18 protein-coding genes are annotated in these 19,811 nt (G+C 71.2%); 7 read left to right on the forward strand and 11 right to left on the reverse strand.

What is annotated here, in order from left to right; translation table 11 throughout:
* Positions 1-14 precede the first annotated feature (14 nt).
* From Dvina_RS53350 to Dvina_RS53375, 6 genes are all read right to left on the reverse strand, one after another.
* Positions 15-1,523: a sugar transferase gene (locus Dvina_RS53350; RefSeq protein WP_246655909.1), complete on the reverse strand. Its 1,509-nt coding sequence runs from the start codon at positions 1,521-1,523 to the stop codon at positions 15-17.
* Between the two features lie 164 nt (positions 1,524-1,687).
* On the reverse strand, positions 1,688-3,139 hold the full coding sequence (locus Dvina_RS53355) for a DUF2142 domain-containing protein (RefSeq protein ID WP_223100138.1): 1,452 nt from the start codon (positions 3,137-3,139) through the stop codon (positions 1,688-1,690).
* A gap of 5 nt (positions 3,140-3,144) precedes the next feature.
* On the reverse strand, positions 3,145-4,005 hold the full coding sequence (locus tag Dvina_RS53360; protein ID WP_223100140.1) for an Fpg/Nei family DNA glycosylase: 861 nt from the start codon (positions 4,003-4,005) through the stop codon (positions 3,145-3,147).
* 113 nt (positions 4,006-4,118) lie between these two features.
* Positions 4,119-5,276 (reverse strand): glycosyltransferase, encoded by a 1,158-nt coding sequence (locus Dvina_RS53365; RefSeq protein ID WP_223100142.1) that lies wholly within the window; start codon positions 5,274-5,276, stop codon positions 4,119-4,121.
* Between the two features lie 58 nt (positions 5,277-5,334).
* Entirely contained in the window at positions 5,335-6,678 is a 1,344-nt protein-coding gene (locus tag Dvina_RS53370) for an MATE family efflux transporter (RefSeq protein WP_223100144.1), read from the reverse strand.
* Positions 6,679-6,783: 105 nt separating this feature from the next.
* Positions 6,784-8,163 carry a GuaB1 family IMP dehydrogenase-related protein gene (locus Dvina_RS53375; protein WP_425516579.1) on the reverse strand — a complete coding sequence of 460 codons (1,380 nt, stop codon included), beginning with the start codon at positions 8,161-8,163 and terminating at the stop codon, positions 6,784-6,786.
* Positions 8,164-8,326: 163 nt separating this feature from the next.
* On the opposite strand from Dvina_RS53375, the gene Dvina_RS53380 reads away from it, so the two are divergent.
* From Dvina_RS53380 to Dvina_RS53390, 3 genes are all read left to right on the forward strand, one after another.
* Positions 8,327-8,713, forward strand: coding sequence for a CBS domain-containing protein (locus Dvina_RS53380; RefSeq protein ID WP_223106232.1), 387 nt, complete (start codon positions 8,327-8,329; stop codon positions 8,711-8,713).
* 117 nt (positions 8,714-8,830) lie between these two features.
* Positions 8,831-9,925 carry an aminotransferase-like domain-containing protein gene (locus Dvina_RS53385; protein ID WP_379993147.1) on the forward strand — a complete coding sequence of 365 codons (1,095 nt, stop codon included), beginning with the start codon at positions 8,831-8,833 and terminating at the stop codon, positions 9,923-9,925.
* Positions 9,926-10,183: 258 nt separating this feature from the next.
* Complete coding sequence (locus tag Dvina_RS53390) at positions 10,184-11,326, forward strand: magnesium and cobalt transport protein CorA (protein WP_246655910.1); 1,143 nt, start codon at positions 10,184-10,186, stop codon at positions 11,324-11,326.
* A gap of 92 nt (positions 11,327-11,418) precedes the next feature.
* Here the strand turns inward: Dvina_RS53390 and Dvina_RS53395 are convergent, their stop codons facing one another.
* Positions 11,419-12,075 (reverse strand): hypothetical protein, encoded by a 657-nt coding sequence (locus Dvina_RS53395; protein ID WP_223100149.1) that lies wholly within the window; start codon positions 12,073-12,075, stop codon positions 11,419-11,421.
* A gap of 203 nt (positions 12,076-12,278) precedes the next feature.
* Here Dvina_RS53395 and Dvina_RS53400 point away from each other — a divergent pair, with 203 nt between their 5' ends.
* From Dvina_RS53400 to Dvina_RS53415, 4 genes are all read left to right on the forward strand, one after another.
* Complete coding sequence (locus tag Dvina_RS53400) at positions 12,279-12,821, forward strand: peptidylprolyl isomerase (protein ID WP_246655911.1); 543 nt, start codon at positions 12,279-12,281, stop codon at positions 12,819-12,821.
* Positions 12,822-12,904: 83 nt separating this feature from the next.
* Positions 12,905-13,849: a rhomboid family intramembrane serine protease gene (locus Dvina_RS53405; protein WP_223100153.1), complete on the forward strand. Its 945-nt coding sequence runs from the start codon at positions 12,905-12,907 to the stop codon at positions 13,847-13,849.
* A gap of 73 nt (positions 13,850-13,922) precedes the next feature.
* Positions 13,923-14,417, forward strand: coding sequence for a SigE family RNA polymerase sigma factor (locus tag Dvina_RS53410; protein WP_223100154.1), 495 nt, complete (start codon positions 13,923-13,925; stop codon positions 14,415-14,417).
* Positions 14,408-15,208 carry a hypothetical protein gene (locus Dvina_RS53415; RefSeq protein WP_223100156.1) on the forward strand — a complete coding sequence of 267 codons (801 nt, stop codon included), beginning with the start codon at positions 14,408-14,410 and terminating at the stop codon, positions 15,206-15,208. Before Dvina_RS53410 ends, Dvina_RS53415 begins: the two co-directional genes overlap by 10 nt.
* On the opposite strand, the gene Dvina_RS53420 is transcribed toward Dvina_RS53415, so the two are convergent.
* From Dvina_RS53420 to Dvina_RS53435, 4 genes are read right to left on the reverse strand one after another with little or no spacing between them, the layout of a single operon-like run.
* Positions 15,190-16,482, reverse strand: coding sequence for a hemolysin family protein (locus tag Dvina_RS53420; RefSeq protein WP_223100158.1), 1,293 nt, complete (start codon positions 16,480-16,482; stop codon positions 15,190-15,192). The two genes, Dvina_RS53415 and Dvina_RS53420, sit on opposite strands and share 19 nt — an antisense overlap.
* Positions 16,483-16,525: 43 nt before the next feature.
* Positions 16,526-18,076, reverse strand: coding sequence for an AMP-binding protein (locus Dvina_RS53425; RefSeq protein WP_223100160.1), 1,551 nt, complete (start codon positions 18,074-18,076; stop codon positions 16,526-16,528).
* Positions 18,077-18,114: 38 nt separating this feature from the next.
* Complete coding sequence (locus Dvina_RS53430; RefSeq protein ID WP_223100162.1) at positions 18,115-19,329, reverse strand: acyl-CoA dehydrogenase family protein; 1,215 nt, start codon at positions 19,327-19,329, stop codon at positions 18,115-18,117.
* Between the two features lie 5 nt (positions 19,330-19,334).
* A complete protein-coding gene (locus Dvina_RS53435; protein ID WP_223100164.1) occupies positions 19,335-19,790 on the reverse strand; it encodes an SCP2 sterol-binding domain-containing protein in 456 nt (151 codons plus the stop codon).
* Positions 19,791-19,811 lie beyond the last annotated feature (21 nt).

The raw sequence follows: 19,811 nt of genomic DNA on the forward strand, positions 1-19,811 counted from the left end.
GCCGCCATCGTCGTTTAGTACGCGCCCTTGCGGAAGACCACGACCCAGACGGTGCGCCACATCGTGTGCAGGTCGAGGACGAGCGACCAGTTGTCGACGTAGTACAGGTCCAGGCGGACGGCGTCGTCCCAGCTCAGGTCGCTGCGGCCGGAGACCTGCCACAGGCCGGTGATGCCTGGGCGGACGAGCAGCCGGCGGCGCACGTCGCCGAGGAAGTCGCCGTCCTCGGCGGGCAGCGGCCGCGGCCCGACGACCGACATCTCGCCCATCAGCACGTTGATCAGCTGGGGCAGCTCGTCGATCGAGGAGGCCCGCAGCCAGCGGCCGACCTTGAACACGCGCGGGTCATTCTTGATCTTGAAGAGCAGCCCGTCGCTCTCGTTCTGGTCGTCGAGCAGCGCCTGGCGCTCCTCGGCGTCGACGTACATGGTCCGCAGCTTCCAGACCCGGAACGTCTTGCCCTCGCGGCCGACGCGCGGCTGGCGGAAGAAGATCGGGCCCGGGTCCGACAGCTTGATCGCCAGCGCGATGAACGGGAAGAACGGCAGGCAGATCAGCAGCCCGAGCAGGGCCAGGACGCGGTCGAGGACGTTCTTGAACAGCCAGCCGACCCCGGAGAGCTTCGGCTCCTCGACGTAGAGCAGCGGGATGCCCTCGATCGGGCGGATGTGCACGCGCGGGCCGGCGATGTCGGTCAGCTGCGGCGCGACGGCCAGGTCGATGCCTGTGCCCTCGAGCTGCCAGGCCAGCCGGCGCAGCTCGACGGGCTCGGCGCTGGCCGAGCCGCAGACGGCGATCGTGTCGGCGTTGAGCTCGCGGACCAGGGAGAGGATGTCGCGGCCGGCGTGCACGGGCACCGGCGTCACCGTGTGCGGGTGCGGCGCGTAGCCCTCGGTCAGGTGGATGCCGACCGGCACCAGCCCGGCGGCGGGGTCGCGGGCGATGGCCGAGTGGACCTCCAGCGCCTCCTGCAGCGTGCCGATGAGCAGCATCCGGTGGGTGGCCAGGTGGAACTTGGTGCGGGCGAGCGCCAGGGCGCGGCGCGCGACGTAGCGCATCAGGAGCACGAACACGAGGCCGGCGACGAGCGCGAAGCCCACCGAGAACCGGGACAGCTGGATCTTGAACGCGAACGCGGCGAACGCGACGATCGCGACAACGGTCCAGGAGGCCCGCACGACCCGCTTGAACTCGTCGGTGCCGGCGCCGAGGTAGCGGCGGTCGTAGGCGCCGTGGCCCCACAGCACGAGCAGCCAGACGGCGGGCAGCGCCGCGTAGGTGATCAGGTCGAAGAGGCCCGGCTCGTCCTCGAAGCCGACGTTGGCGTTCTGCAGCGTGGTCCGGGCGATGAGCGTGGACAGCGCCACGCCCAGCACGTCGAGCACGATGAGGATCGCCGCGTAAGGCCGGTGCCAGCGGGAAGCCCGCTTGGTCCGCTGCCAGCCCGATCGCGGCACGCCGTTCGGGCCCAGCGAGACCACCGCGTGGTCGGGAAGAATCTCGAAACTGTCGAGTTCGCCCAAGGTCGATCTCCGGCTCGGCGGGGTGGCCGGACGTTGGAGACTAGTGGTCACCTCTGCGCGTCCTCTACTGCTCTGCTCGGCCGGTTATCTTCGTCGGAGGTCCCCGGAAGCACGTTGCAAAGTGTCCCACGGCGGCCGGGGCAACCGATGACGACCGGCCGACACTAGTTGCTGAACGTATTCGCTGTCGAGAGCACTGGCGTAGGGCGGACAGAACTCCGCGTGACAATCACCCCGAGTAGCCCAGCACCCACCAAAGCACACAGAAGCGGCACGACACTGCCGAGCGGTGGGGTCCAGGCCCCGCCGAAGGGGTTGAGCCCCGCGGAAATCCCGCGCTCGAAGCGGGTCATGACCCGGGCCAGGGCATAGAGCTGCATCGGTACCGTCAGCGCCGCGAACACCACCGGGAGCCACGCGCGCACCGGCGACCCGGCCAGCCACCCTGAGTAACCGGCGGCGAGCGGGGCGAGCAGGATCACCCCCACGCCGAGCGGCATCACATAGCGCCCGTGGGCGAACTGCCCGACCTTGGGGGCGAAGTACAGCTCGAGGGCCACGAGGAGTGCCGCGCTGCCGAGCAGGGCCGCCCCGATCCCGAGCCGGAGCCGCCGGTCGCCCATCCAGAGAGCGGGCAGCACCAGAGCCACGCACAGGAGGTACCACAGGGCGATCACGGCAATCGATATCGTCGTCTCGCCGTAGTTGAACTGGCCGATGATCTGGCGGGCCCAGAACTCGGCGCGGCCGTGCACGATGTCGTCGAGGATCGCACCCGAGCTGGTCGGGGAAGTCGGGCGGGCCGAGTCGAGGTCGCTGCCCCGGGACGCGACGGCCGCCCAGAACCCGGCGAACACCGCCCCGATCGCCGCGGGGATCAGGAACCTGCGCTCCAGCAAGCCGCGCCAGGGCGTCCTCGTCACGAACAGCCCGAGCGCGATGGCGGCCAGCGCGAAGAAGGGCCCCAGGTCCCGGACGGTGAAGAGCAGCAGGGCGCCCACGCCGGCCAGCGCCCAGCGGCGGTGGAGCAGGGCGACGAAGAGCAGTACCGCCGCGGAGATCTCCAGTCCGTTCGGGTTTATCGCACCGGCCAGGTTCGCCGCCATCGGCGTGGTCACCAGCACGATGGCCAGGCGCTCCAGCCGCCCGGGCGCGATGGCCACCGCCGCGGCGAGCAGTGCCGCCGAGAGTGCGGCGGACAGCAGCCGGGCCCAGATCAGGCCGGTCCCGTCGGGGCTGATCCGCAGCGGGAGGCCGGCCAGCAGGTAGTAGACCGGGCTGTATCGGGCGGCCGCGCTCGGTACCGCCGTGTCGGTCCGGTCACCGGTGGTCACCAGGCATGACGCCGGGTGGTAGACGGGCTTGTCGATCCAGGTGCAGTCCGCGTTCTCCGGCAGCAGGCTGCGCGGCCCCGTGAACGCGTTTGTCTCGATCCCGCTGGCGTCCCTCGCCCGCTCGTGCGGCAGCCACTGGCCGGTCCACACCGCGTAGGCCCGGACGAGATGCTGCTTCTCGTCGTAGGTCCCGTTCACCGGCAGGGCGAGAGCCCAGGCGGCACCGAGGAGGAAGAAGGCGGCAAAGGCTGCGAGGAAGGCGCTGAGGAAAGCACGACGCACGCGGGTCAGCGTACGAGCTTGGACAGGCGCCGGTCCGCCAAGGGCTTGCCGCCGGTCTGGCAGGTGGGGCAGTACTGCAGCGACGTGTCGGCGAACGACACCTCCCGCACCGTGTCGCCGCACACGGGGCAGGGCAGGCCGGTGCGGGCGTGCACGGCCAGGCCCGAGCGCTTCTCGGACTTGAGCGTGGCCGCCTTCTGCCCGACCGAGCGCTCGACGGCGCCGGTCAGCACCGCCCGCATGGCCGCGTGCAGCCGCGCCATCACGTCGTCAGTGATCTTGTTGGTGAGTGCGAACGGGGAGAGCTTCGCGGCGTGGAGGATCTCGTCGGAGTAGGCGTTGCCGACCCCGGCCAGGATCGTCTGGTCGGTCAGCACGCCCTTGATCTGCCCCCGCCGCGACCGCATCGCCTCGGCGAACTCGTCGGCGCTGACCGCGAGCGCGTCCGGCCCGAGCCGCGCGATGCCGGGCACCAGCCGCGGGTCGGTCACGAAGTAGGCGGCCAGGCTCTTCTTGGTGCCCGCCTCGGTGAGGTCGAAGCCGGACTCGTCGTCGAGGCGCACCCGCACCGCGATCGGCCCGGAGCCGGGCTTGAGCGGTGTCTTGGCGTTGAACGCGTCCCGGTAGTGCAGCCAGCCCGCCCGGGCCAGGTGGACGACGAGGTGGAGGTCGGCGCCGACGTGGATGTCGAGGAACTTGCCGTGCCGCGAGGCGCCGGTCAGCACCTGGCCGGCCGCGGCGGTGATCGGCGGGTCGAAGGTCTTCAGCGCACTGAGCGACGACACTTCGATGCGGTCGATGGTGTGGCCGACGGCGCGCTCCCGCAGGAACGCGGCGAGCGCCTCGACCTCGGGAAGCTCGGGCACCCGTACAGTCTGCCAGTTTTCCGGCTCGCTGCGCTCTGCGGCGCAGAAGGCTCCGGCGCCGGGCCGCCCGGGGTGGCGCCGGGGAATGTCCGCCGCGCCGGGGCGCGGACGGGTCAGCCGCGTCCGGCGACGGTGCGGTACACCTCGATCAAGCGCTCGGTCAGCACGTCCGGCGCGAACTCGCTCTCGTAGCGCGCTCGCGCGACCGGAGCCAGCGCCGCCGCGCCCGCGCGCGCCTTCGCCAGCCCGTCGGCGAGCGCGGCCGGCTCCGGTTCGACGACCCAGCCCGCGTTCCCGGTCAGGTAGGGCATCCCGCCCCGGTCGGTGACGAGCACCGGCCGCCCGCCGGACAGCGCCTCGAGGATGATTGTCGGCAGCACGTCGTGCCAGGTGGAGGCCGCGATCACGCACGCCGCGCGGGCGATCTCGGCGCGGACCCCGGCGTTGTCGAGCGGGCCGAGGTAGGTGACGTCGGACCTGGTCGCGGCCGCCGCCTCCGCGCGGGGACGCAGTTCACCGTCGCCGGCGATCCGCAGCGGCCCGAGCGCCCCGTCGTCGTGCCGGGACCAGGCATCCAGCACCAGCGCCAGGCCTTTCTCGGGGCTCAGCCGGCCGGCGAACAGGAACCCGTCGCCGGGGGCGTTCGCGGCGCCGGTGTCGGGGATGCCGTTGGGCTTGACGGTGATCCGCTCCGCGGGGATGCCGAAGTCGACCAGGTGCGTGGCGATGCGGTCGGTGAGGGCGATGAAGCGGTCGACCTGCTTCCAGGTGCTGCGGTGATACGCCAGCGTCGCCGCCATCACCGCGGATTGGGCCTTCGAGCCCCGGTAGCACGCGTGCGCGACAGCCGGCGTCGGGAACGTCTTGCCGCGGCACTCCGTGCAGATGTGGCCGTCGCGGAAATACAGGCCCGGCGCGCACACCTGCCGGTAGTTGTGCACCGTGTGCACGACCGGGACGCCGTGCGCGTGGGCCGTCTTCACCACCGTCGGCGACAGCAGCGGATACGGGTTGTGCAGGTGCAGCACGTCGGGCTTCTCGCGCTCCAGCAGCGTGGCCAGGGCGCGCTGGGAGTCGCCGCCGCGGATCGGGGCCAGCGGCAGCAGCACCTTCTGGGCTTTGGAGAACGTGCCGATCTCGTCGGAGCTGCGCAGGAACGGCAGTACCGTGACGCCGGCCGCGCCCAGCTGCGCGATCTCCGCGTCGACGATCACGTTCTCGCCGGAGGGCTGCCCGGACGCATACCGGTTGTGCGCGACGACGACCTTCATAGTGACCAGCAGCCTAGTCACGCGGCCCAGGCGGGAGCGGTTGCGGGGGCGACCGGGCCTAGACCTTCTGCGGGACCTCGGGCTGGGCGGAGGCCGGGGCGCCGGCGGGCGGGCCGACCCAGCGCAGCGCGTAGAGGTACAGGACGATCATGCAGACCAGGCCCGCGGTCGAGCCGGCCAGCAGGCCCCACGCGGCGCCGTGCAGGCCGCCCCAGTCGGCGCCCAGGGTCAGACCGCTCAGGGAGACCACGGCGAACACGACGTACTGCAGGAAGAGCATCCGGGCCCGGTGCATGCCCCGCATCGCCGCGGTGAACGGCACCTGCAGCAGGTAGACCGCGCCCTGCAGGGCGATCGGCAGCGCCAGCGGGGCGGCCTCGGAGAACTTGTGGGTGTGGACGAGCACGTAGGCGACGATCGGCCACACGATCAGCACCATCAGGGCGCCCAGGACGGCGAAGGCGATGGCCAGGGTCCGGGTCTGGCGGCGCAGCGCGGCGGCCGCCGCCGCGCCCTCGGGGCCGGGCTTGGCCGCGTCGGCGGCACTGCGGGAGGCCCGCGGCACGAGCAGGCTCTGAATCGCCGTGATCAGATTTTGTACCGGCTGCAGCTGCACGGTCTGCACGAAGCGCAGGTTGCCCAGGTCGACCTTGGACAGGCGCCCGGCGACGACGAAGCTGATGGCCAGGACCTGGATCTGGGCGACGACCGCCGTGACAGTGAACCAGCTGGACAGGTGGCGGGTCTCGGTCAGCCAGGCCATGGGGCGGCCCTGCCACGGCAGGCGGCGCTCGCGCAGGAGGTAGACGGTGATGCCCGCGGTCGCGCCGAGACCCCACACAGTGAGCAGCCCGCCGGCGCTCGAGCTGTGGGTGACGATCATGATCGCGACCATGACGGCCTGCGTGCCGGCCCAGACCACGTCGATGCCGAGGGCCTTGTCCGGGCGGCGGTCGGCCAGGTAGTCGCAGCGGGCGGTGTCGTGCAGCATGATCGGCACCATGAACGGGGCCAGCCAGATGAGGTCGTGCAGGTCGATCTCGCCGCGATTCGGCCACGCCGCCCACAGCACCACGAACACGACGGTGGTGACGAGACCGGAGCAGAGCGCGGTGGCCAGGCCGTTGCGGGCCAGGCGGATGCGGGGCTCGCCGTCGTAGCGCGACGCGAGCGCGAGCAGCACGTCGCCGACGATCGCCCGGTTGAGGTACATCGCGAAGTATCCGACCGCGAGGGCCAGGGCGAGCGCGCCGAACTGCTCCTTGGGCAGCAGGATGCCGCCCAGGAGCGTGTTCGCCGAGTTGGCCGCGGCGATCACGACCTGGTCGAGCAGGCCCGCACCGACGAATCGGGAAGCGCCGCGAAGACCCTGCAAGCGGCGCAGCAGCGGCCGTGCGGTCACAAGCCGAGGGGGTCGCGAGCGGAGTTCACGACACGCACCTTACGTGACCTGCGAGTGACGAATCCATCCGGTCTTTCCGGCAACTCTCAGGACTATTGGGTACGCTCACCAGCTCACATCGAGCGGCTTCCCTTCGGCGTACCCGGCGGCGCTCTGCACACCGACGGTAGCGCGATCAGCGAACTCGGCGAGATCGGCCGCACCCGCGTAGGTGCAGGCGCTGCGCACGCCGGCCACGATCGCGTCCAGGATGTCCTCGACGCCCGGGCGGCGCGGGTCGAGGTACATGCGGGAGGACGAGATGCCCTCCTCGAACAGGGCCTTGCGGGCCCGCTCGTAGACACTGTCGTCGGCGGTGCGACGGCTGACCGCGCGGGCCGAGGCCATCCCGAAGTTCTCCTTGTACAGCCGGCCGTCGGCGTCGCGGCGCGGGTCGCCCGGCGACTCATGGGTGCCGGCCAGCCATGAGCCGATCATCACGTTCGACGCGCCGGCCGCGAGGGCCAGGGCCACGTCGCGGGGGTGGCGCACGCCACCGTCGGCCCACACGTGACCGCCGTGGCGGCGGGCCTCCTCGGCGCACTCGAGGACCGCGGAGAACTGCGGCCGCCCGACGCCGGTCATCATCCGGGTGGTGCACATGGCGCCGGGGCCGACGCCCACCTTGACGATGTCGGCGCCCGCGTTCAGCAGGTCGGCCACGCCGTCCCGGGTGACGACGTTGCCGGCGACGAGGGGGACCACCGGGTTCAGCGCCCGGACCGCGCGCAGGGTGCTGATCATCCGCTCCTGGTGGCCGTGGGCGGTGTCGACGACGAGCACGTCGACCCCGGCGGCGAGGAGCTTGTCGGCCCTTCCGGCGGCGTCGCCGGTGATGCCGATGGCGGCCCCGATGCGCAGCCGGTGCTCGGCGTCGACGGCGGGGGAGTACAGGGTGGCCCGCAGGGCGGCGTGGCGGGTGAGGATGCCGACGAGCCGCCCGGCCGGGTCGATGACCGGGGCCAGGCGGTGGTGGCCGGCGGTGAGGCGGTTGAACGCGTCCTCGGGCGTCACGTCGTCGGGCAGCGTGAGCAGGTTGCTCGACATGACGTGGCGCAGCTGGCTGAACCGGTCGACGTCGGCGCAGTCGGCCTCGGTCACCACACCGACCGGGCGACCGTCCTCGACCACGATCACCGCGCCGTGCGCCCGCTTCGGCAGCAGGTCGAGCGCGAGCGACACGGTCTCGGTCGGGCCGAGCGTGATGGGGGTGTCGTAGACGAGGTGGCGCCGCTTGACCCAGGACACCGCCTCGCCGACCACGTCGATCGGGATGTCCTGGGGGATGACCGCGAGGGCGCCGCGCCGGGCCACGGTCTCGGCCATCCGGCGCCCCGCCACCGCCGTCATGTTCGACACCACGATCGGGATCGTCGTGCCGCTGCCGTCGCGGGTGGTGAGGTCGACCTGCATCCGCGACTCCACGGCCGAGCGGCTCGGCACCATGAAGACATCGTCGTAGGTCAGGTCGTGCCCGGGCGTCTGGTCGTTGAGAAACCGCACGTTGGGCAACTTTATCTCCCCCTTCGCCAGGGTGAGCGGCTCTTGTGACATCGCGGGCATACCGGGAGCATGTCCCGTAACCGTGCCCTTGCGAGGAGTGATCACCATGCAGGTACACGAAGCGATGTCCACGGCCGTCGTCCAGCTCGGCCCCGACCACACACTGCGCCAGGCGGCCGGGCTCATGGCCCGGCGGAAAGTCGGCTCGGCGATCGTGCACGACCCGGACGGCGCCGGGATCGGCATCATCACCGAGCGGGACATTCTCAACGCGATCGGCACCGACCTCGACCCGGACGTCGAGCGGGCCGCCGACCACATCACCTGGGACGTCGTCTACGCGAGCCCCGCGTGGACGATCGAGCAGGCCGCCTCCGCGATGGTCCGCGGCGGCTTCCGGCACCTGGTCGTCCTCGACGGCGACGATGTGTTGGGCGTCATATCTGTCCGCGACATCATGCGAGTCTGGGTCCAGACGTCAATTCCGGCGTAATCCTTCGCGCCCGCGGGCCGTTCGGTCGCAAGAACGCTCGAAACCCCCGTGTCCGGGCCGGGTGGACGGCGGGAACTCGGCTGAACGGCCACCGGGTCCGTGCGTAGGCTGCCAGGCATGCAGCTGATTTCTTTCGCCCGCGGCGCGCCGAGTCTCGACATCATCGACGTCGACGGGCTCAAGTCCGCCGCCGTTCGCGCCTTCGAGGCGGACCCGGCCGGCATCACGGCCTACGGCACGTCCGTGGGCTACCCGAAGCTGCGCGCCTGGATCGCCGCCAAGCACGGCGTGGAGGCCGAGCAGGTCATCGTGACCAACGGCTCGATGCAGGCCGACGCCCTGCTGTTCGCGCACCTGGTGAAGCCGGGCGACGCCGTGGTCGTGGAGAAGCCGACCTACGACCGCACGCTGCTCAACCTGCGCAACCTCGGCGCCGAGGTCCACCCGGTGACGCTGGAGTCCGACGGCATCGACGTCGGCGAGCTGCGCGCGCTGCTGGAGAGCGGGGTCCGCCCGGTCCTGGCGCACATCATCCCCAACTTCCAGAACCCGGCCGGGGTCACCCTGTCGGCGGAAAAGCGGACGGCGCTCATCGCGCTGGCCCAGGAGTACGGCTTCACGATCTTCGAGGACGACCCCTACGCGGACATCCGCTGGCGGGGCGAGAAGCTGCCGACGATGCTGTCCGAGGACACCGCCGGCGTCGTGGTGCACGCGAGCTCGTTCACCAAGACGATCGCGCCGGGCCTGCGGGTCGGCTACCTCGTGGGGCCGAAGGCGACGATCGCCGACATCGCCAAGAAGGCGACGACGATCTATATCTCGCCGAGCATGGTGGCCCAGGCGATCACGCACCAGTTCTGCGTGAACGGCGACATCGAGCGCTCGATCGCGAAGGTCTCGGCGACGCTCGGCGAGCGGGCCCGGCTGCTGGCCGAAGGGCTGCGCAAGCACATCCCCGATGCCACGTTCGTCGAGCCCGACGGCGGCTACTTCCTGTGGGTCGAGCTGCCCGACGACGTCGACACGACCGAGCTCGAGACGGTCGCCCAGCGGGACTTCAACGTGGCGATCGTCAAGGGCAGCGACTTCCTGCTCGACGGCGGGCGGCACTCGGTCCGGCTGGCGTTCTCGGCGGTGCTCACCGAGGAGGTCGAGGAGGGCGTCCAGCGCCTGGCCGCGGCGATCGAAGCGGTTCGCAAGTCTGCGTGAGACCGCGCACAAGGTATAAATACCTGCTCCAAGGAACCTGACACCAAACCGTGATGGTGGGGGTGGTTCCGCTGGCGGTGTCGGATGGATCAAAATCCAGCCCGGCGCGCTTTTGTGTCGCGCCGCACAGGCATCACCCCCCGCCCCCCAACGGCACCGGGTGGGCCGACCGCGCCCCCACCCCCCACCTGCGGTCGGTCCACCCGGTGCCAACATCGCGCGCGCGGACCGACCCCCGTCCCCACCCGGGAGGTCGAGATGGCCGACGAACAGCCCCCCAGCTCCGGTCCGCTGCAGCGCGCGCTCTCCCGGCCGGTGAGGGCGATGTCGCGGATGCTCAACAGCTCCGCGACCCTGCCCGCCAAGCCCGGGGCCGCGCCGCCCGAGCACAGCGCGATAGTGGACTGCGCGCTCTACATCGACGGGGTCCGCCAGCCCGGCCACCGCGACTACGCCGACGCCCTGGCCGCCGCCCGCCGGCACCACGGCTTCGTGTGGATCGGGCTCAAGGAGCCGGTGGCGGCCGAGATGGCCGCCATCGCCGACACGTTCCAGCTGCACGAGCTCGCGGTCGAGGACGCCGTGCAGTCACGGCAGCGGCCCAAGGTGGAGCGGTACGGCGAGATGACCTTCCTCACCATGCGCACCGCCCGCTACGTGGAGCACGACGAGCTGACCGACACCAGCGAGGTGGTCGAGACCGGCGACGTGCTGATGTTCATCGGCGAGCACTTCATCATCACCGTCCGCCACGGCGACGCCAGCCGGCTCGCTCCCGTCCGCTCCGGGCTGGAGCGGCGGCGGGAGGTGCTGGCCCGCGGCCCGTGGGCGGTGGCGTACGCGGTGGCCGACAGCGTTGTCGACACGCTCGTCGACGTCGCCCAGGGCATCGAGGAGGACGTGGCCGCGGTCGAGGACCAGGTCTTCAGCCCGCAGGCCAACCGGGGCCGGCACAGCGCCGACCGGATTCAGCGCATCTACCAGCTCAAGCGCGAGCTGATGGAGTTCAAGCGGGCCGTGCTGCCGCTCCAGCGCCCGATGAACGGCCTGGTCACCGGGCAGCTCGCCGACGTGCCGGAGGAGATCAAGCGCTACTACCGCGACGTCGCCGACAACCTCGCGCGGGCGGTCGAGCAAGTGCTGTACCTCGACGACGTCATCAACTCGGTCCTCGCGGCCCGGCTGGCGCAGGTGAGCGTCGATCAGAACAACGACATGCGCAAGATCGCGGCGTGGGCCGGTATCGCCGCCCTCATCACGTCGATCGCGGGCATTTACGGCATGAACTTCGACTTCATGCCGGAGACGCACTGGGTATTCGGCTACCCCGGCGTGATGGCTCTCATGGTGCTGGGCAGCGGTGCCCTCTTCTGGGGCTTCCGCCGAAGTGGCTGGTTGTAAAGTCCCCGTGGGTCAGGGGAAGTACTGACCAGCCACATAGGTGGCCCGTCCCTCGTGGCTAGGGACGGGCCGCCTACATGATCGAGCGTGCGTTACGGACGGCTGTTCGGCATCGGGGTCGTCTTGTCGTAGTCCCCGACGCCGGTCGGGCCGCTGTTCGTGCTCTTGTGCCCGATCAGGTCCGAGGCGCGATCCTTCGCCGCCTCGCCCATCGTCCTGGCCTTGTCGACGCCGGCGTCCATGGTGGACTTGGCGGCGTCGAGCATCGAGCCGGTGTCGCTGGTGGTGCGGGTCGAGCCGTACTCGTCCCAGCTCTGCTCGTCGCGGCGGCGGCGCATGTACGCGGCCGCCGCACCGACGGCGGCACCGGCCACGACCAGGCCACCGATGGCCAGCGGCAGTCGGCGCGAGGTCTTGGGCTCGCTGCGCGTCAGCTTGTTCTTGGCCTTGCGCCCCATCTTGTCGGCCTTCTTGCCGGCCTTCTTGCTCGCCTTCTGGGCCTGCTTCTGGGCCTGCTGGCTGCGCTCACGTGCGAGCATCATGACCGACTCCATGCCGCCCACGGCCCGGTTGACCCCACTGTCGAGCCGCGGCTTCACCGCTTTGCGGGCAGCGTCGACACGCGGCGCCAAGGCGCCTGAAGCACCATCGGCGGCGTGCGCCGCGGCCATCCGCAGGTGATCAAGACTCTGCCCGAGCTCGTCCTGCATGAGCCGGGTGTGCGACTGCACCTGACGACGTGCGAACACTTGCTCCACCTCCCGAGGCGCGATTTTCCGTCCATCCCCGGTTACCCCGATCCGGCCGAAGACACACCCGGGAGCAGGGAGAACCTCACGGTCAGGACCGCTGCCGTCATCGTGCCCCGATCCGGCGGCCGACACACCCGGAACCGGCAGAATCCGCGTCGGATACCGTGATGACGGAATGTCACCAAGGAAAGGGAGAGCTGGTGGCCGAGCAACTGTTCGCGACACTGCACACGAATGTCGGCGCCATCCGGATCGAGCTGTTCCCCACCAAGGCGCCGAAGACCGTGCGCAACTTCGTGGAGCTCGCCGAGGGCTCCGCGGAATACACGGACCCGCGCACCGGCCAGCCGGGGAGCGGTCCGTACTACAACGGCGTCATCTTCCACCGGGTCATCTCTGGCTTCATGATCCAGGGTGGTGACCCGACGGGCACCGGTACCGGCGGCCCGGGCTACACCTTCAACGACGAGATCCACCCTGAGCTGCGCTTCGACCGGCCCTACCTGCTGGCCATGGCCAACGCGGGCACGCGCTTCGGGCAGGGCACCAACGGCTCGCAGTTCTTCGTGACCGTCGGCCCGACCCCGCACCTCAACGGCAAGCACACGATCTTCGGTGAGGTCGCCGACGACGAGTCCCGCAAGGTCGTCGACCAGATCGCCACCACCCGCACCGGCGCCAACGACCGCCCGGTGAGCGACGTCGTGATCGAAAAGGTCTCGATCGAGCGCACCGGCAGCTGACGAAGCCCGCTGCACCGCAGCGCCAGGGGGCCGGGCCGCTCCGGTCCCCCGGCTGCGGATGAGTGCTGGCTAACCTTGAGAGCATGACTCAGCCGCCGGCGCCCGTGGTCCCCGTCTGCTACCGGCACACCGACCGCGAGACCTACGTCCGGTGCAACCGCTGTGACCGGCCGATCTGCCCCGACTGCATGAACGAGGCGTCGGTCGGCTTCCAGTGCCCGGAGTGCGTCCGCGCGGGCAGCAAGACCCAGCGGCAGGCCCGCACCGCCTTCGGCGGCACCCAGGCGGGCGCGGCCGGCACGGTGACGATCACGCTCATCGTGATCAACGTGCTGGTGTTCATCATCGGCATCATCAGCGCGGGCAGCAACGCCGCCAAGGGCGTGGCCGGCGGTGGCCTGGGCGGGCTGCTCAGCGGCTCGACCCCGCTGCACGACTGGGGCGCCGAAGTGCCCTACTTCACCGCACAGGGCTCGGGCATCCGGCTGGCCGGTGACAGCGTCGCCGACGGTGACTTCTACCAGCTGTTCACGTCGATATTCCTGCACTACGGCGTGTTCCACCTGCTGATGAACATGTGGGCGCTGTGGATCCTCGGCCGCCCCCTGGAGGCCGCGCTCGGCCGGGTGCGGTTCCTCGCGCTCTACCTGCTGTGCGGCCTCGGCGGCAGCGTGCTGGTCTTCCTCGCCGCCGCCCCCAACACGGCGAGCGCCGGGGCCTCGGGCGCGATCTTCGGCATGTTCACCGCGCTGATCGTGGTGTTCCGCAGGATGCGCCTCAGCGTCGCCAGCATCATCCCGGTGCTCGTGCTCAACCTGATCCTCACGTTCAGCATCAGCGGGATCTCCTGGCAGGCCCACATCGGTGGCCTGGTCACGGGCGCGCTCGTCGCGGCCGGCTTCGCCTACGCGCCGCAGAAGCAGCGCACGCCGGTCCAGATCGCGACGGTCGCGGGCACGCTCGTGCTGTTCGCGATCCTGCTCGGCGTCGGCCTGGCCAATGTGCCACCGGTCGGAAGCGTCGCGTAAAAGGGCGAAATCTCAGGCAACCCCGGGCGGCGAAGCCTCCGTTTCCTCCACGTACCCATAGGGGAGGGAACGGATGACGCCGGAGCAGTCATACCGCGAGTACGTCGGCGGCAACCTCGATCGCCTGCGCCGCACCGCATTCCTGCTGTGCGGCGACTGGCACACCGCCGACGATCTCGTGTCGACGGTGCTTGTCAAGCTGTACCGGCACTGGAAACGGGCCAACGGCGTCGAGCACCTGGACGCGTACGTCCGCCGCATGCTCATGCGCGCCTGGCTCGACGAACGACGCCGGCCCTGGCGCCGGGAGACCGCCACCGCGGCGCTCCCCGAGTCCGTCGCCCCGCCGGGGCCCGACGCCGACCGCCGGCTCGCCGTGCTCTCCCTGCTGGCCGAGCTGCCCCCGCGCCGCCGGGCCGTCCTGGTCCTGCGGTACTTCTGCGACCTCTCCGTCGAGGAGACCGCCGAGGCCATGGGGTGCAGCGAGGGAACCGTGAAGAGCCAGACGGCCCGGGCCCTTGACTCACTGCGGGCCGACCTCAGCGAGGGAGAAGCGTTGTGGATCTGAAGGACGCCATGTACGAGGCGAGCGACACCCCGCCGCCCACCACCATCGACGTCGATCGCCTGATCGCCGGCGAACGCCGCCGCACCCACGGCCTGCGACTGGCCGGCGTCGTCGCCGGGCTGACCGTGCTGGCGCTCGGCGCGACCCTGATGCCCCGCTACTTCGGCGACAACCTGGCCCCGCCCGTCGTCGCCGCGGCCCCGACGTCCGCCGCGTCTCCCGGGTCATCGCCGCGGCCGACCCCGACGTGGCTCGACCCGATGGTCATCGTCCTGCCGTCCCAGCTGGGCTCGCTGCCGCCGCCCGAGGCCCCCTGCTCCGTCGCGGGGCACGGCGCGCCGCCCCGCCGACCCATGCCGAAGTCGTGTGACGACATGGCCACGTTCCTGACGGCGACGTTCGCCGCCAACCTGCCGGACGAGATCCTCTACGACTTCCCGGCCCCCCGGTTCGTGCGCGACCCGAGTGTGGCGATGGGCTTCGCCGGCGGCCGGGACTACGTCAAGGACGGCCACCGCTTCGCGTTCCTGGTGCGGCTCGTCGCCAGCCCGGACGACCAGGCCGGCTGGGCGGACCGGCACCCGTGTGCGGCCGGGTGCCGGGTGGAGACGGTGAACGGCCTGACCGTGCACGTCACCAACGAGCGCAGGATCGAGACGTACAAGGCCGACGGCACCGAAGTCACCATCGAGGTGCAGGTCGACGAGCCCGGCTTCCGGCCGTTCGCCGTGGACTCGATGATCAGGTCGGCCGGCGCACGGGAGACCACGCTCTATCCGACCTGGTTCTGAGCGATCCGCTCGGCCGTGACCGCGGTGATGGCCCGGCCGCGGACCTGCGAGACGGTGAACCGCCAGTCCTGGACGGTCACCGTCTCGCCGGGGCCGGTCGGCAGCTTGCCCAGCCGGGCCAGCACCAGCCCGGCGACGGTGGTGAACGGCGCGTCCGGCCCGATCTCCAGCGAGATGCGCACGTCCTCCAGGTCGTGGATCGGGAAGGTGCCCGGCAGCAGCACGGTGCCGTCGGCGTTCTCGCGGACAGGGGAGCCGGCGGCCGGGCCGGGCAGCGCGCCGACCACCTCGGCGACCGCGTCGGTGAGCGTCACGATGCCGTCGATGGCGCCGCGCTCGTCGACGACGAGCGCAAGCTCCTGCCGCTCGGCCTTGAACCGCTGCAGGGCGTCGGCGACCGGGAGCGACTCCGGCAGCAGCAGGGCCGGGCGCATGACGTCGCGGACGGTGCCGCCGGCCGCTGCCGAGTTGGCGGCCCGCACGAGATCGGCCCAGTGCACGATCCCGGCGGCGCTGTCCAGGTCGCCGTTCTCGATGACCGGGGCCCGGGCATGGCCGGACGCGGCCAGCTCGGCCGCCGCCTGCGCCACCGGCGTCGCCGCCTGCAGCGCGAAGACCATCGGCCGCGGCACCAGCACGGCCCGGAGGCTCCGCGCGGCGATCTCGACCGCGCCTGAGATGATCTCGCGCTGCTGGCGCGTGAAGGTGGGCTGGGACGCGACGAGGTCCCGCAGCTCCTCCGGCCCGATCTCGTCCTGGCGGCGGCGCGGGTCGGCTCCGGCCGCGCGCACGACGAGGTCACTGGCCGAGGTGAGCACCCAGTTGGCCGGGCGCAGCAGCGCGGAGAGCGCCCGCAGCGGCCGGGCCACGGCCATCGCCCAGCCCTCCGCCCGCTGCATCGCGATCCGCTTCGGGGCGAGCTCGCCGATGACCAGGGTGACGAAGGTGAGCACCAGGGTGACCAGGACGATCGAGACCGGGCCGGCCGCGCCGCCGAGGAAGCCAAGCGCCGGCCGGACCGGCTCGGCCAGGGAGACCGCGGCCGTGGCCGAGGCCAGGAACCCGGCGAGCGTGATGCCGATCTGGATGGTGGACAGGAAGCGGTTCGGGTCGCGGGCAAGGCGGGCCAGGGCCCGGCCGGCACCGTCGCGGCGCTCGAGGCGGCGCAGCTGCCCCTCGCGCAGGGAGATGAGGGCCATCTCGCTGCCGGCGAAGGCCGCGTTGAGCAAGGTCAGCAGTAGGACCAGGGTCAGTTCAAACCAGACGTTGTCCATCGGACGACCGAGAATAACGCCACGAGCTGGAAGAAACCTGGGTTCACCTGGGGAAAAGCTGACGATGCATGATCTTGCCGGTGGCGTTGCGGGGCAGCCCGGCAACGAAGTACACGTCGCGCGGCACGGAGAAGCGGGCCAGCCGGTGCCTGACGTACTCGCGGACGGCGTCGGCGTCGACGGTCTCCCCCGGGTGCAGCGCGATCCACGCGGCCAGCCGCTGCCCGAACTCCTGGTCCGGCACGCCGGCCACGGCCACCTCGCGGACCTGCGGCAGCTCGGCGATCACGTCCTCGACGGCGGCCGGGTAGACGTTCTCGCCGCCGGAGATGACCATGTCGTCCTCGCGGCCGTCGATGAAGAGCAGCCCGTCGGCGTCGAGGTGGCCGAGGTCACCGGTGGCGATGAGGTCGCCGTAGTACTCGCGGCCGGTGCCGTTGGTGTAACCCTCGAACAGCATGTCGTTGCCGACGAAGATCCGCCCGACCGCGCCCGTCGGCTGCGGGGCGCCGGCCGCGGACAGGATCGCCAGGCGGGTGCCGTGCGGCGGGCGGCCGGCCGTGCCCGGCGCGGCCCGCAGCTCCCGCGGGACGGCTATCGACGCCCACGACGCCTCGGTGGAGCCGTACAGGTTGTAGAGCACGTCGCCGTACACGTCCATGAAGCGGGTGGCGAGCGGGCCGGGCAGCGCGGAGCCGGAGACCGCGACCACCCTGAGTGTCGGCGTCGGCACCGTAGGCGCCTCCAGGATCCGCTGGAGCATCACCGGCACCGCGAACAGCGACGTGCAGGCGTGCGCGTTGACCGCGGCCAGCGCGGTCGCGGGGGCGAAGCGGCGGGTCAGCACGATGGTGCCGCGCAGCGCGAGCGAGATCTGCAGGGCGGCCAGGCCCCACGTGTGGAACAGCGGCGCGGCCACGAACATCCGGTCGCCCGCATTGAGCGGGATCCGCGACACGACCGAGGCCAGCGGGGCCAGCCCGGCCGGGTTGCGCCGCTTGGCCCCCTTCGGCGCGCCGGTCGTGCCGCTGGTCAGCACGACGATCGAGCCGGGCTCGTCCGGCGGGGCGAGGTCGGCCGACGGCGAGCGGCCGATGAGCTCCTCGATCCGCTCTGTCGAAAGGCGCGGGAGATTCGGGGGTACCGCCGCAAGCATTTCCAGAAACGCCTCGTCATGCAGCAGCAGCTGCAGCCCCTGGTCGTGCGCGACGGCCTCGACCTGAGCGTTGCCCAGCCCCGTGTTCACCATCACGGCCTGCGCCCCGAGCGCGACAACGGCCATCATCAGCTCGATCATCGTCACGGAGTTTTCGCAGAGCAGGCCGACGCGGTCGCCGGGCCGGACGCCGAGCTCGACCCGCAGGGCGTTGGCCAGCCGGCAGACGCGCAGGTCGAGCTCGCCGTAGGTGACCTGGCGGCGCTCGTCGACGATCGCAAGGCGGCGCGGGTCGCGGGCGGCGGCCGAGCGCATCTCGCCGTAGAGGCCGAACCCCCACCGGCGCAGCGCGTTGAGCTGGCGCACCACGCGGGTGGGGGCGGCGGGGTTGAGCACCTTACGGCGGGCCAGTGTTCGCAGTACGAATCCGGCGTCCATACGCGAAATTTATCCCTCAGAACCAGGTTTGTGCGAAATCAGCGGACGTGGATTCCGGAGATCGCACGAGAGATCACCAGGCGCTGGATCTCGCTGGTGCCCTCGAAGATGGTGTAGATCTTGGCGTCGCGGTACCAGCGCTCGACCGGGTGCTCGCGCAGGAAGCCCGCACCGCCGAGGATCTGCACCGCCTTCTCGGTGGTCGCGACGGCCACCTCGCCGGCCTTGAGCTTGCTCATGGAGCCCTCGCCGGCCTCGAAGACGCGGTTGTTGCGCCCCATCCAGGCGGCCCGCCAGACCAGCAGCCGGGCGGCGTCGATCTCCATGCGCATGTCGGCCAGGGCGAACGCGATGGCCTGGTTCTCGATGATCGGCCGGCCGAACTGCACGCGGGTCTTGGCGTAGTCGAGCGAGTACTCGTAGGCGGCCCGGGCCACCCCGAGCGCCTGCGCGCCGACGGCCGGCCGGGACAGCTCGAACGTGCGCATCGCGGCCTGGCCCTGCGACCTGCGGCCCTCGCGGGCCCGGGCCAGCCGCTCCGCGAGCGCCTCCCGGCCGCCGAGGACGTTGTCGCCGGGCACCCGGACCTCGTCCAGGAACACGTCGGCCGTGTGCGAGGCGCGCAGGCCGAGCTTCTTGAGCTTCTTCGAGCCGTCCAGGCCCTTGGTGCCGGGCGGGACGATGAAGCCGGCCTGGCCCCGCGAGCCGAGCTCGGGCTCGACGCTTGCCGTCACGACGTGCACGTTGGCGATGCCGCCGTTCGTCGCGTACGCCTTCTGGCCGCTGATCACCCACTCGTCCGCGGCCTCGTCGTAGCGGGCCCGGGTGCGCATCGAGCCGACGTCGGAGCCGGCCTCGGGCTCGGTGGTGCAGAACGCGGCCACCTTGGGTTCGGCGGCGTCGCCGAAGCACTGCGGCACCCACTCGGCCATCTGCTCGGGCGTGCCGCTGCCGAAGATGGCGGCGACGGCCAGGCTGGTGCCGAAGATCGCCATGCCGATGCCGGCGTCGCCCCAGAAGAGCTCCTCGTTGGCGAGGCAGAGCGACAGCCCGGACGGGTCGGCCCAGGCGTTGGCGAGGAACTCGAAGCCGTACAGGCCGATCTTCGCCGCCTCCTGGATCACCGGCCAGGGGGTCTCCTCGCGGCTGTCCCACTCCGCGGCGGCCGGGCGCACGACTTCGGCCGCGAAGCCGTGCACCCAGTCGCGGAGATCCCGCTGGTCCTCGTTCAGGTCGAGCGAGAACTCGGGCATGGCGATCAGCCCTTGGGGATGTCGAAGAGGTTGGCGATGTTGGCGGCCAGGCCGAGATCGCCCTTGGCCTTCAGCTTGCCCGTCATGAACATCATCATGGGGTTGCCGACGCCGGAGACGACCTTGAGGAAGTCGACCGGGCCCACGGTGATCGCGAGCTTCGGCTCCTGGTCGGGGCTCGGCGAGAGCACGCAGGCGCCGTTGGCGATGACCAGTTCGTAGGAGTCGGCGCCGCCGTCGGGCGCGCCGGTGATGTTCCAGTGGATGATCGCGTTCGTCGAACCGGCGCGGTCGGCCCGGAACAGCTCGGGGAACCGGGAGAAGATCGTGTCCAGGATCGTCTTGCGCTGCGGGCTGTTCATGATGTCGGCCAGCTGCGAGTCCGACGCGCTCTTCACGTACGCGGCGAACTGCTTCGGGTCGATGTTGCTGAAGTCGCCCAGGGCGTCAAGATCGGACATGGCTGTCCCTTCGGTGGGGTT

Origin of the sequence: Dactylosporangium vinaceum (genome assembly GCF_019904175.1) — a bacterium.
Taxonomy (GTDB): Bacteria; Actinomycetota; Actinomycetes; order Mycobacteriales; family Micromonosporaceae; genus Dactylosporangium; species Dactylosporangium vinaceum.

What these genes read in the sequence shown, in the direction of transcription:
- Dvina_RS53365 (WP_223100142.1), bottom strand. Translation starts at nt 5,276, where the DNA reads ATGAAGGTCGTCGTCGCGCACAACCGGTATGCGTCCGGGCAGCCCTCC.
- Dvina_RS53375 (WP_425516579.1), bottom strand. Translation starts at nt 8,163, where the DNA reads ATGGTGCCGAGCCGCTCGGCCGTGGAGTCGCGGATGCAGGTCGACCTC.
- Dvina_RS53380 (WP_223106232.1), top strand. Translation starts at nt 8,327, where the DNA reads ATGCAGGTACACGAAGCGATGTCCACGGCCGTCGTCCAGCTCGGCCCC.
- Dvina_RS53385 (WP_379993147.1), top strand. Translation starts at nt 8,831, where the DNA reads ATGCAGCTGATTTCTTTCGCCCGCGGCGCGCCGAGTCTCGACATCATC.
- Dvina_RS53390 (WP_246655910.1), top strand. Translation starts at nt 10,184, where the DNA reads ATGGCCGACGAACAGCCCCCCAGCTCCGGTCCGCTGCAGCGCGCGCTC.
- Dvina_RS53405 (WP_223100153.1), top strand. Translation starts at nt 12,905, where the DNA reads ATGACTCAGCCGCCGGCGCCCGTGGTCCCCGTCTGCTACCGGCACACC.
- Dvina_RS53410 (WP_223100154.1), top strand. Translation starts at nt 13,923, where the DNA reads ATGACGCCGGAGCAGTCATACCGCGAGTACGTCGGCGGCAACCTCGAT.
- Dvina_RS53420 (WP_223100158.1), bottom strand. Translation starts at nt 16,482, where the DNA reads ATGGACAACGTCTGGTTTGAACTGACCCTGGTCCTACTGCTGACCTTG.
- Dvina_RS53425 (WP_223100160.1), bottom strand. Translation starts at nt 18,076, where the DNA reads ATGGACGCCGGATTCGTACTGCGAACACTGGCCCGCCGTAAGGTGCTC.
- Dvina_RS53430 (WP_223100162.1), bottom strand. Translation starts at nt 19,329, where the DNA reads ATGCCCGAGTTCTCGCTCGACCTGAACGAGGACCAGCGGGATCTCCGC.
- Dvina_RS53435 (WP_223100164.1), bottom strand. Translation starts at nt 19,790, where the DNA reads ATGTCCGATCTTGACGCCCTGGGCGACTTCAGCAACATCGACCCGAAG.